The organism is Bacillus sp. 7_6_55CFAA_CT2 (assembly GCF_000238655.1).
Lineage (GTDB): Bacteria > Bacillota > Bacilli > Bacillales > Bacillaceae_G > Bacillus_A > Bacillus_A cereus.
Genome location: NZ_JH414708.1, coordinates 1,250,277 through 1,262,381, shown reverse-complemented (window position 1 = coordinate 1,262,381; position 12,105 = coordinate 1,250,277). Strand labels below are relative to the sequence as shown.

The following is a 12,105-nucleotide window of genomic DNA, read 5'->3' as shown; positions in this document are numbered from 1 at the left end:
AAAGTTTTTTTCTTAAATTATTTTTTGTTCCCACTGCATTGCTTTTAATTCACCTGATCCGGCTACTACATAGCCATCTTTTTGATTAACAATGCGCCATCCGTGCCCTTTAACCGAATCACATACTGTAACAATACCTTCTTCAAGAAGCACACGGCACACACTACTAATACCCGCCTTATTTTGCGTTGAAGTTGTATATAAAATATGTTGATCTACACTTAAGTCTAAATAACTACTTGCTTTCTGCTCACTTTGACATGTGTGCCAATATATTTTTTCACTTGCAATACTTTCATCTATTTTACAATAAGAAATATTCCCGTTAACTCCCTTGCACGATCCACTTGCCGCTACTAAATAAGAATTGTGTAAAGTCAACGCAGAGATCATTTGATTCATCGCAATTTTAATCCTCTTTAATTTACGTGTCTTCAAATCAAAGAGCCAAACACCACCATATTTAGCATGAATTTTCGTACCAATAAATAAGTAATGTTTATATAAAAATAACGATCGAATAGACGGTGCCGCACTGCCATACTCAAGAAACGGATGAATAGTTTCCCATGTCGAACCGAAATTATTAGAAAGATACAGCATTTTTTCTCCATGAGCAACAACAGTTCCTTGTACATTGCTACATACATTCCAACTCGTTGCTTTTGTTGGAAAACGCTGAATTGTCCAATTCTCTCCACCATTCATACTACGAATAAAAATCCCTTCGTCACCTACACCATAAACTACATTATCTTCGCTATGTAAATCCCTAATTCGTTTTTGAAAACCATTTAAAATTCGTTTCCATTCTCCGTCTTGTTCAACAAATAAGCCATTATATGTAGTAGCTAACAACAGTTTTCCATCTCTTAACTTTGTAATAGCAGTTGCACTTAACATTGTCTCCACGTTGACACTCCCATTCTTAGAACTTCTCAGCAAATGCAATTGCAAAATTACTGCATTTTTCAACATCCTCTTCATCTTCTGGAGCTAATTCAATTTTCAGCCCTTCTTGTACAAGCTCTGCACCGCGTTCCACAAGACGTTCTTCAAATATCGTTACCGCTTCACAAAACAGTTCATACGCCGTATCACCCGATCCGAATACCGCTACCTTTTTCCCAGCTAAATCTATATTTTCTAAGTCATCATGAAAATCTTCCGCTTCAAATGGTAATTCACCATCGCCCCACGTATAAGATCCTAAAATGATTCCATCATAAGCTAATAATTCTTCAGCATCCATGCCTTCCATTTCTTGCAATACTACTTCATGATCAAAAGCATCTAAACTAACTTTAATTAAATCAGCAATACTCTCTGTATTTCCTGACATACTTGCATAAGCTATTAAAATCTTTGCCACTTTGGCATCCCCCTCTAACAATAAATGATTCTCATTCTCATTATATTAATAATGAGAATCAATTTCAATTAATTTTTTTCTACTTTTATTTACATTTCACATTACTTATTTCAAATAAAGTGAAAGTTTAATGAGACCTCACCAATCAAGCTTTTTCAGACAGCCCACAAAGAGCGGAATAAATAAAAAAAGCACAGATGACTATACAATCATCTGTGTCTTTTATTACTTTTTAAAAATACCAAACGGCTTTCCAACTGGTAAAACAACTTTTCCAAAGTGTGTGTTTAACACTGCTGCTGCTGAACCATAGAAAGATAATAATGAAATAAGAAGTTCAGAATATGCTGCTAAATTATGCATTGCATGCGGCATAACACCTAAAGTACTTAATGAAAGACCGATAAATAAGAAATCAATAAGGACGAAGATCATAAATAATACTTTATGTGTTTCCATTGCACCAATTGTCATAAAGATTGTGAAAATCAAATATCCGATAAAGGCTACACCAAGCTGTTTTGAATCTGCAGCTTGTGCTAATTTTTCGCCAAATACTCCAAGTTGAATTAACCAAGTCATTCCAACACCTAGCCAAAATAGACCGTACGCACCGAATGCTGTTGTACCGAATGTATTGTTATGCTTTGCATCATGAATGCAAGCAAAGATTTGTGCAAATCCTCCTAAAAAGATTGCCCACGGTAATACAAGTGAAACGCCATCTGTTAAGCCTAACTTTTGAGATGATGCTACAAGTGTTACCATCGCTAATCCAAATAGTCCAATTCCAGATGGATCTGCTGTTGTCATTTTCACATGATGTGTAGTAGTTTGATTGCTCATATAAACCTCCTGATTATAAACATACTCGAATACAATACTTAAATCAGAAGCCTATGTCAATGGTTTTTTTTGTATGTTGTCAGACGTTATATTTTATAATGATTAAATATATTTCCGACCACTTCATAAGGTTTTATATTCACTTTTTCCAACTCATTTATCGGTAGCCATAACGGAATATAACTTCCTCTACCTTCCCACTGAAATTCCTCAGCTGTTCCACTTCCGAACACTCCGCCTGTAATATAGGCAGCATAATAATATTCATTTCCTTTATATTTTACCTTTGCAATGAGGTGCTCCACTTTTATATGTACCCCTAATTCTTCGTATACCTCTCTTTTCGTTGCCTCTTCAGGCGTTTCACCTTCCTCAATCCCTCCGCCAGGAAACACATAATATGTTTCCTCTTCTCGAATACGTTTTATAAGAGCGATTTTTCCTTCCTGTACAATGATAGCCGCTCCGCGATTTCTTATCATTTTATTACCTCAATACGAATCGCAACTGTTCCCCACTCTTTTTCTTGTTCTTTCGTATATATTTTGTATGTACTTTCTAACATTTCCTCTAAACTATCATTTTCACAATCCAATAATTTTTTATCGATTTGTTCATACATGGCTTTAAAGCTCTCGTATCGCTTTATTTCCGTTACTTTTACCGTCATCATTTCTTTTGTCGTAAGATTCGTAAATACGATTTCATCGCCTTTGTTTATTAGTTGACGTTTTTCATCGTATAGGCGTACTTCATATACTTTTTTTCCTGATTGAATTGACTGAAACGGTTTATTATATAGACCCATTTCGTATCGCATACATCCCACTTCCTTTTGTTCATTTCACCTATTAATACAGTTCACATTACTACATCTTGCATATAATATTCCATACGTATCACTTAATTGAGAAAGGAGGCTGAAGAAGCATGTTATATTTAAATCAAAAACCTGAATATAATAAATATGATATTGGTGATTATACTTATAGTAAAGTAGGGCCAACCATTTTTTCTTGGAACGATGAAACAAAATTAAAAATAGGTAAGTTTTGTTCATTAGCAGAAGAAGTCGTTTTCATACTTGGCGGTGAACATCGCGCAGACTGGATAACAACTTATCCATTTAATGCACTTTTTTGATGAAGGAGCACATATTACTGGTCACCCTTCTTCAAAAGGTGATATCGTAGTCGGCAATGATGTATGGATTGGTTATCAATCCTGCATTTTATCTGGTGTTACAATTGGTAACGGTGCCATTATTGGTGCAAAAAGTGTTGTTACAAAAGACGTCCCTCCATATGCAATTGTGGCTGGTAATCCTGCAAAATTTGTTCGATATCGTTTCCCACAAGAAACGATTGACAAACTAGAGAATCTCGCATGGTGGGACTGGGACATTTCTGTTATAAAAGGAGCCATTCCATTACTACTCTCCGACAAAATCGACGAATTTTTCACCTCACCCGAAAAAGAATCTACATGATAAATACAGAAAGAGCATCCTTTTTTCCGGATGCTCTTTCTGTATTTATTTTTTATTTATTTGCAAATGATTACACGGAGAACATTGAAAAGGAATTTTCCTTAAGCAATTAAGATTCGTTTCACAAATTTGTTCTATCGTTGGAACAAATGGAATGACAACTATGTTACTTTCTACCATTTGTGTAACAGGTGGCAATACTGTGCCTACTTGATGTTCGAAACGAATACTCGCTTGATTTATATAATTTCCTGAACCATTTGGCGCGCTCTGCACTACTACTTGGAACGAAACTGTCCGTGCTTCACCTGGATTTAAATTTCCTATAATAAAACCTGATACTGGGTTTACATTTGGCACTGGCGTATTATCAATCGTTACAGTTCCAAGGACAAATTGAACACTACTATCTAACATATCTTGAAAACGAATATTTTGTATTGCTGTATCCCCCGTATTTGTAATAACTGTCGTAAACGTAATAACATCGCCAATTGTTGCTGCCTGTAAATTTGCCGTTTTTACGACTGTCGTTGAGACATTTTGAGGAATAAACGGGATAACAACTGTATTGCTATCACCTTCAACTACTACTGGCGGCTCATTCGGATTTACAGTTGCGAGCCCATTTGCTATAGCAGTATTTGTAACTAAATTATTTATTTGTCCTCCTGTTATTACGACTTGGAAATTAATAATTGCTGCGTCATTTGGCTGAAAATCACCTAACGGAATACCGGTATTCGGATTAGCAAATGGAAGAGGTACATCATTTACCGTTACCGTGCCATTTATAAATAGCGTATTCGGATCAATGATATCTGTTAACACAATGTTGGTCACAGGAACTGTACTATCATTTATAACAGCGATTCCGTAAGTGACAACATCCCCTATCATTGCTACTTCAAAGTTTGCTCCTTTTGCAACAAATAAGATTGCAGTATTTACCGTCACTATAACTGTATTACTCGTATCCATCACTGTAACTGGCGGCTCCCCTGGTACTAAAATATATTCTGCTAACGCCCCAGCAACGTTCACTACTGTACCACCATCTGGAAAGCTCGTAATCGTAGCTTCATATGTTACAATCGCCGTCTCACCGACTGGAATGTCTACAATCGTAAATCCAACCTGCGGATTCACTCCCGGACGAGCTACTCCATTTACAGTTACACTATTTGGTACAAAAACAGCTTCCGGAGATAGGACATCGATAAATTGAATATTCATCGCATCAGCAGTACCAGTATTTAATATTCGAACCGTATACTTTACTGTTTCTCCTACTCCAACAATTGAATGATCTACTTCTTTTTGCATATCTAAACTGCCTCTATTTACTGGTGTGACTGTCGTATTACTTGAATTTGTAATTGTAGACGGAGGTTCTCCTGGAATCAATTCGAAATCACCCGTTACTCTTGCTGTATTCATAATGCTACTAGAAGGCGGAACTGCGATTATATTTACTTCAAATGTAATTAATACACTATCCCCTACTGCAAGATTAGGCAATGCAAAGCCTATAAATGGATCTAAACCTACTTGCGGAATCCCATTTATTTGTACACTTCCAAGAACGAATTCTAAACTAGGTGATGGAACATCGCTAAACTGAACGTTCGTCGCTGTTACCGTTCCCGTATTTGTAACTTGCACACTATACGTTAACGTATCTCCTAATCGTGTCGCTTCTTTATTTACAGATTTTATAACGCTGAATCGTCCTCTATTCACTCTAGTTATCGTCGTATTACTCGGCTCTGTTACTACAACCGGTGGCTCTCCTGACACTAAAGTAAAGCTTCCTGTTATATTTGCAACGTTCGTAATTGTTCCTGATGACGGGATGTTTGTAACTGTCGCTTGAAACGTCACTATAACTGTTTCACCAACTGGAATATCTCCAACTCCAAATCCAGTAATCGGATTTAAGTTTGGTTGCGGGGCTCCATTTATTGTTACACTATTTGGTAAAAATGACGCACCTGTTGAAATCGTATCAATAAACTGAACATTGTTAGCTGTTACTGTTCCTGTATTCGTTATTTGCACTGTATACGTCAATACATCTCCAACTAGAGTAGCGGCTCTATTTACTTGTTTAATAACATTAAAGCGTCCTCTATTTACAGTTGTGAGTGTTGTATTACTTGGCTGATTTACTATAACTGGTGGTTCTCCTGGTACTAAAATAAAGCTTCCAGTAACATTTGCCGTATTGGCAATTGTTCCGTTTGACGGAACGCTAACAACTGTTACTTGGAATGTGACTTCTACACTTTCACCTGGGGTTATATCGGGAAGTGAGAAGCCAGTGTTAGGGTCTAATCCAGGCTGTAACACACCGTTTATCGTTACACTATTTGGTACGAATGTTATAGAGGATGGTAATACATCACTATATTGAACATTCGTCGCTATCACTGTTCCCGTATTTTGAACTACTGTTGTATATGTGATTGTATCGCCTACTGCAACAAACGGCTGACTTACTGATTTTAAAACATTCAAACCAGATTCATTGATTTCTGTTAATGTCGTATTACTTGTCGTTGTTTCCGTAATAGGCGGTTCTGTTTCACTTACAGCAAATGTAGCTGTAACGTCTACAAAATTAACAATCGTTCCACCTTCTGGTATGCTTGTAACCACTTCCTGATATGTGACAAGTACAAAATCATCGACAGGTATATCTGGAACTGTAAAACCAATGAAAGGATTTAATCCTGGTGCTGGTACCCCGTTTATGCTCACACTTCCTGGTACAAATGCTACACCCGCGGAAGTAGTATCGATAAATTGAACATTCGTCGCTGGCACTGTTCCGAAATTAAAAATCAATACATCATACGTTAATATTTCTCCTACCGTCGCTACTTCTTTATCTACTAGTTTCAATGGAAAAATAAACGCTATATTAATTGTCGTAACGACTAAATTTGTTAATATCGTTTCCGTAATCGGTGGTTCCTGCGGATTTGGTTGTGAAGTAAATGTAACATCTGCATCATTTAATATGACTTCATTATCTGGAATTTCTGTAATCGTCACTTGGAATGTGACCTCAATACTTCCACCAGCGATTAATAATGGAGTAGCTGTAAATCCTATTTCTGGATTTAATCCTGGTTGCTGCACTCCACCTATCGTTACACTATTGTCAACAAACGTCGTCCCTTCTGGAATGACATCTTGGAAGAGTACATCTGTAACAGGGATAATTCCTACATTCATTATTAGCACTGTATACGTTAATACATCCCCGACAGCCCCAGTTGCAACATCAACTGTTTTTGTTGCTGTTACTTCACCAGGAGGAGGTAACGGTATTGTAACTACCGTTGTATTACTTGAATTTGTTGTTGTTACAGGTGGTTGTAAAGGATTCAATAAGAAAGTGGCTGTAGCAGATGCTGTATTTAATACTGCTCCACGTGTAGACGGTGCAACTACCGTAACTTGGAACGTTACTGTCAATGATGTTCCAGCTGCAATATTAGGAAGCGGGAAACCAATATTTGGATCAAATCCAGGTTGAGGCGTTCCATTTATCGTTACACTATTTGCTACAAATGTTGTTTCTAAAGCAATTGGATCAAGGAAAGAGACATTCGTTGCTGTTACTGTACCGTTATTTCGAATGACAACAGAATACGTGTAAGTTTCTCCAAGTGCTGCTTGTTGTACAGATGAAGATTTTTGTATATTTAACTGTGCTGTGTTTACTTGCGTCACTACAAAATTACTATTTGTAACAGTCGTTATTGGAGGGTTTGCTGGATTTATAAGAAAACTTGCAGTAACGTTCGATTGGTTTCTTATATTTCCACCGCTCGGAATACTCGTCACTGTAACTTGAAACGTAATCGTAGATGTTTGCCCGACCGGAATATTTGGTACTGGGAAACCTACCATAGGATCCGCACCTTGCTGAACGACTCCATTTATCGTCACACTATTTGCTACAAAGGCAGTACCAGACGGAATTGGATCTTGAAAAACAATATTCGTTGCAGGAACAGTTCCTGTATTTTGAATAAGAATCGTATACGTTAACGTATCTCCTACACCGGCTTGTGGTGTATTTACACTCTTCATTACATTAAGTGATCCTACATTCACTCGCGTCACAACAATATTACTAATCGTTACAATTGTAATTGGTGGCTGGAGAGGACTTACTTGGAAATCAGCAGTGACATTCGCATTATTCGGAAGAACTCTATTTGGTGGTATACTCGTGATTGTCACTTGAAAAGTGACCGTCACCATACCTCCTACTGGAATATTAGCAAGTGGAAATCCAGTTGTCGGGTTTAAACCTGGTTGAGGTGTCCCGTTTATTGTTACACTATTCGCTACAAAAGTGGTTCCAACTGGAATCGGATCAAGGAATGATACATTTGTCGCTGCCACCGTTCCACTATTTTGTATACGGACTGTATACGTTAACGTATCTCCTACACCGGCTTCAGTAGCACTTACACTTTTCCTTACATTTAACCCTGAAGAATTCACGACCGTCATAACAGTGTTACTTGGTACTGTTACAGTAATCGGTGGCTCTGTTGGATTTACAAGGAAATCTCCAGTTACATTCGCATTATTTACGACATTATTTCCTTGGGGAATTTCATCAATTAATACTTCAAACGTAACAATAACACTGGCGCCAGTAGGCAAATCATTTAATGGGAATCCAAGTCCTGGATCTGCCCCCTCTTGTAAAACACCATTAACCAATACACTATTTTCAATAAATAATGTCCCTTGTGGAATTGAATCTTGGAAAAATACATTTGTAGCTGGTACACTACCTGCATTTATAACTTCGATTGTATATACTAAAACATCTCCTACCGTCGCAACATCTGTATTCACTGACTTCACAACTTCAAAGTTTCCTGATTGTACTGTCGTATTCACAACATTACTCGGAACATTTATTGTCACTGGTGGTTCACTCGGATTCACTTGAAAGCTTGCTGTTACATTCGCTTGATTTAAAATATCTTCATTTTCTGGATCCTGTACAATTAACACGTCAAATGTGACTACAACTGTTTGAGCCGCAGGAATATTCGGAAGAGAAAATCCTGTATTCGGATTTAGTCCACTTTGCTGTACTCCATTAATTGTTACAGAATTTGCAACAAATGAAACAGCAGAAGAAATAGGGTCTTGGAAAAATACATTTGTTAACGGAACGTTCCCTGTATTTTGGACGGCAATTGTGTATGTTAAAGTATCCCCTACTGCTGCTTGCATTGTATTCACTTCTTTTATTACATTCAAACCACCTGTATTAACTTGTGTCACAACTGTATTCGTTAGTCTATTAATTGTTATCGGTGGCTGATTTGGAATAACGACAAAATTAGCAGACACATTTCCGCGATTCGGAATCGTACCACCTGACGGCGTAGATGTTACTCGTACTTGAAATGTAACAGCCCTACTTCCGCCAGGAGATATATTAGCTACCGTAAACCCACTCGCTGGATTTGCCCCAGGTTGTGAAACCCCGTCCACAGTCACACTATTTGCGATAAAAGTCGTTCCAATTGGGATTGGGTCTTGAAAAATAACGTTCGTTGCAAGTACATTTCCTGTATTTTGAATTGTTACCGTGTACGTAAGAACGTCGTTAACCGTTGCAAAAGCTTTATCCACTGTTTTTCTCGTTGTTATATCAGCTATATTAATTGTCGTAACTACAGTATTACTTGTCGCTTGCCCTGAAACTGGTTGTTGACCAGGCACTGGAGTAAAGGTAAATGTTGCACTTGCACGGTTTGGAATTGGATTGACAAGAGGGTTCGATGTTACTCGAACTTGAAAGCGCACTACAGTCGTTTGCGAAGCATTAATACTTCCTAGATTAATACTACTTGCTGGATTCGCTCCTGGACGTGCTACTCCATTTACCGTAACGCTATTTGCGACAAATGTTGTTCCAGCAGGGATACTATCAACAAAAATAACATTGCTCGCAGTGACATTTCCATTATTTGTGACATTAACTGTGTACGTTAATACATCATTAAGCGTTGCCGTCTGTAAATCTACAGATTTCTGCATACTTATAGTTGCTTGATTCACTGTCGTTTGTACTGTGTTTGAAGAAGACGTACTTGTAATAGGAGGACTACCAACGAAAGGACGAAATTGATATGACACCATTGCACGATTTAAAATAGGATTGGGATTCGGGAATGATGTTATTCGAACTTGAAATGTAACAATTCTTTGCGTGTTATTTGGGATTGTACCTAAATTAATTCCATTAGCAGGGTTTGCATTCGGCTGTGTTACTCCTCCTACCGTAACACTACCTGCAACAAACGTCGTTCCGTTCGGAATACTATCACGTAATACAACGTTTTCTGCACTTCCTGTTCCTGTATTTGGGACCGTAATCGTATAAGTGAGGGTATCCCCTACCCCTGCGACTGTTCTATTAACTGATTTAACAGGATTAATAATTGGACCTGTTGCATCAATTTGAACACCAAAACCAGCTGCAGCGTATCCATCTCCATTTGTAACAAATCGAACCGTTGCTGACGTTTGATTATTTACTAATGCTGCAGAGGCATTTACATTCGTAATATCCCACCCTTGTCTTCGGACAGCTAAAGCTATCCCTAACGGCTGATTCAAATCTCCAAATGTCCCGGTTGTATCTAACTCTCCAATGTCATTACAAATTTGAGACTGGAAGAAATTATTCGCAGGGTTTCTCGGTCCGAATAATGCAACTGTAGCATTTGCATTCGGTCCAAAGCGAAGTTGATCTCCAACAATGTTAGAATCGCCTTCTTGAGCAGTTACGAGCACTCTTCCTGTAACAGCTCCTGTTGCCGGCGTAGCAAATCCTGAAATAGTAGCATCAACAGGCGGGGATGAAGCATCAATAATTTCTTGGCCTGCATAAACTGACAAATTCCGAAGAGGTAAACTTGCATTTTGATATACAACCTCAAGCGTCCAGCCAGCTGAACGACTGATTGTTGGATCAGCTGAAGTTCTTGCAGCGGGCACAGCACCTGTTGTATATGTGCCTGCCCCACCTGCACTAACAAGATTCGTTACATTAGCAGAGCGAGCATAATAAAACTGATTTCCTACTGAACCTTGCTGCGCGGTAGCGGGATCTGGCGTAACAGCAAACGTCCCTGATGGTGTTGTAAATGTAATATCATCATTTAAAAATGGTAAAACATCTTCCGTATCAGTCCGAAAAGTACCAGCCCAAACTAACTCTGCATATAGCACACTACTCCCCGCCGGAAGATTTAAAATTGCACTTGAAGAATTCAATTGCCATTCATCCGTCGTTCCTGCTGGGAACCCTGGTACTTGCAGCGCTGTATTTACCGTAGTAAATACAGCAAGTGTACCAAAAATATTACCTGGCGCAGGTGATGTAGGGCTAAGCCCTAACGTGTTCCCAGTGAACGTGACGGCACCAGGTACTGTTGTTGTAAAACGGTTTATAAAAGGCACACAATCATCTCATTTCATTTATAGTAAAAAGTGCTCTATACTATAAAATGTAGACAAACTATGCAATGTACGTTGTCCAACAAAATTCCGCACATACGAGAGGAGTTTATAAAACTATGCGCTACGTTATCATAACAGGAACTTCACAAGGTTTAGGTGAGGCTATTGCCACTCAATTGTTAGAAGAAAGTACAACTGTCATCTCTATTTCTAGAAGAGAAAATAAAGAACTTACTAAACTTGCAGAGCAATATAACAGCAATTGCATTTTTCATTCCTTAGATCTTCAAGATGTACATAACTTAGAAACTAACTTTAAAGAAATCATTTCATCCATTAAAGAAGACAATGTATCCTCTATTCATTTAATTAATAATGCGGGTACAGTTGCACCTATGAAACCAATTGAAAAAGCAGAAAGCGAACAATTCATTACGAACGTTCACATTAATTTACTTGCACCTATGATTCTTACATCTACGTTTATGAAACATACGAAAGAATGGAAAGTAGATAAACGCGTTATAAATATTTCATCTGGTGCAGGAAAAAATCCTTATTTCGGATGGGGCGCTTATTGTACGACGAAAGCTGGTGTAAATATGTTTACACAATGCGTAGCAACTGAAGAATGGGAAAAAGAATATCCAGTAAAAATCGTCGCTTTTGCCCCCGGTGTTGTTGATACAAATATGCAAGCACAAATTCGTGAAACAGCTAAAGAAGACTTCACAAATTTAGACCGCTTCATTGCATTAAAAGAAGAAGGAAAGCTATTATCACCTGAATATGTTGCGAAAGCTATTCGTAACTTACTAGAAACTGAGGAATTCCCTCAAGGCGAGGTTATTAGAATTGATGAATAACAAAAAGGCGTGCT

The 12,105-nt window shown here is 38.0% G+C and carries 7 protein-coding genes and 1 pseudogene; 2 read left to right on the top strand and 6 right to left on the bottom strand.

The window, feature by feature from the left end; translation table 11 throughout:
* Positions 1–12: 12 nt before the first annotated feature.
* The 5 genes from HMPREF1014_RS06730 to HMPREF1014_RS06710 all read right to left on the bottom strand — a co-directional run bounded on the left by HMPREF1014_RS06730 (position 13) and on the right by HMPREF1014_RS06710 (position 3,038).
* The gene (locus tag HMPREF1014_RS06730) at positions 13–912 is read right to left on the bottom strand and encodes a WD40/YVTN/BNR-like repeat-containing protein (RefSeq protein WP_000449492.1); all 900 of its coding nucleotides are present in this window, start codon (positions 910–912) and stop codon (positions 13–15) included.
* Positions 913–928: 16 nt separating this feature from the next.
* A complete protein-coding gene (locus HMPREF1014_RS06725; RefSeq protein ID WP_001062752.1) occupies positions 929–1,372 on the bottom strand; it encodes a flavodoxin in 444 nt (147 codons plus the stop codon).
* Between the two features lie 225 nt (positions 1,373–1,597).
* Positions 1,598–2,218 (bottom strand): acetate uptake transporter, encoded by a 621-nt coding sequence (locus HMPREF1014_RS06720; protein ID WP_000070938.1) that lies wholly within the window; start codon positions 2,216–2,218, stop codon positions 1,598–1,600.
* A gap of 86 nt (positions 2,219–2,304) precedes the next feature.
* Positions 2,305–2,700 carry an NUDIX hydrolase gene (locus HMPREF1014_RS06715; RefSeq protein ID WP_000620829.1) on the bottom strand — a complete coding sequence of 132 codons (396 nt, stop codon included), beginning with the start codon at positions 2,698–2,700 and terminating at the stop codon, positions 2,305–2,307.
* Entirely contained in the window at positions 2,697–3,038 is a 342-nt protein-coding gene (locus HMPREF1014_RS06710; protein ID WP_001268348.1) for an ASCH domain-containing protein, read from the bottom strand. The genes HMPREF1014_RS06715 and HMPREF1014_RS06710 overlap by 4 nt, the downstream gene beginning before the upstream one ends.
* A gap of 110 nt (positions 3,039–3,148) precedes the next feature.
* Here HMPREF1014_RS06710 and HMPREF1014_RS06705 point away from each other — a divergent pair.
* Positions 3,149–3,707 (top strand): annotated as a pseudogene (locus tag HMPREF1014_RS06705) (CatB-related O-acetyltransferase).
* Positions 3,708–3,752: 45 nt separating this feature from the next.
* Here HMPREF1014_RS06705 and HMPREF1014_RS06700 read toward each other — a convergent pair.
* Complete coding sequence (locus tag HMPREF1014_RS06700; RefSeq protein WP_001115908.1) at positions 3,753–11,225, bottom strand: DUF11 domain-containing protein; 7,473 nt, start codon at positions 11,223–11,225, stop codon at positions 3,753–3,755.
* Positions 11,226–11,341: 116 nt separating this feature from the next.
* Here HMPREF1014_RS06700 and HMPREF1014_RS06695 point away from each other — a divergent pair, with 116 nt between their 5' ends.
* A complete protein-coding gene (locus HMPREF1014_RS06695) occupies positions 11,342–12,091 on the top strand; it encodes a (S)-benzoin forming benzil reductase (protein ID WP_001271048.1) in 750 nt (249 codons plus the stop codon).
* The last annotated feature ends 14 nt before the right edge of the window (positions 12,092–12,105 follow it).

What these genes read in the sequence shown, in the direction of transcription:
- HMPREF1014_RS06695 (WP_001271048.1), top strand. Translation starts at nt 11,342, where the DNA reads ATGCGCTACGTTATCATAACAGGAACTTCACAAGGTTTAGGTGAGGCT.
- HMPREF1014_RS06715 (WP_000620829.1), bottom strand. Translation starts at nt 2,700, where the DNA reads ATGATAAGAAATCGCGGAGCGGCTATCATTGTACAGGAAGGAAAAATC.
- HMPREF1014_RS06720 (WP_000070938.1), bottom strand. Translation starts at nt 2,218, where the DNA reads ATGAGCAATCAAACTACTACACATCATGTGAAAATGACAACAGCAGAT.
- HMPREF1014_RS06710 (WP_001268348.1), bottom strand. Translation starts at nt 3,038, where the DNA reads ATGCGATACGAAATGGGTCTATATAATAAACCGTTTCAGTCAATTCAA.